Below are 441 nucleotides of genomic sequence, written 5' to 3'. Positions count from 1 at the left end.
CCGCCGACCCCGCGGTCCGGCCCGTCTCCGGTGCCGGCCGCCGGCCCGCCGTGGACCCCGGCCGCACGGGCGTGCCCTCGGCGCGCGCCGCCGCGCCCGGCCTCGGCCTGCCCACCGACCCGGTGACCGGCGGGCCGCCGCCGGGCGAGCCCGAGCCGCGTCGTGGCCGCGCGCCGCACCGCCCCGAGCCGTCCACCGCCGGCGTGCCCACCGTGGACGGTGCCGGCGGTCGGAGCGGTGGCCGTCGTCGTGCCGAGGAACCGGACCACCCGTCGGTGCCGCGCAGCGGAAACGCCCCGGCGGTGCCCGGCGCCGGTCGCGACGCCGAGCACCGACCGGACGGCGCCGCCCCGACCCCGCGCCGCAACAGGGCCGGCGCCGCAGCGGGCCCCCGGCCCGGCGCGGACGTCCCGCCGGCCGGCCGGCGAGCCGGCGCCGTCC

General features: G+C 85.9%; 1 pseudogene. It reads left to right on the top strand.

The window, feature by feature from the left end:
* A pseudogene (locus tag F8274_RS32210) lies at positions 1-441 on the top strand (hypothetical protein); the annotation flags it as partial.

The sequence above is a fragment of the Micromonospora sp. AMSO31t genome (assembly GCF_008868175.1).
GTDB lineage: Bacteria > Actinomycetota > Actinomycetes > Mycobacteriales > Micromonosporaceae > Micromonospora.
Note: the sequence above shows the minus strand (reverse complement) of the source record. Positions and strands in the feature narration are given on the sequence as shown.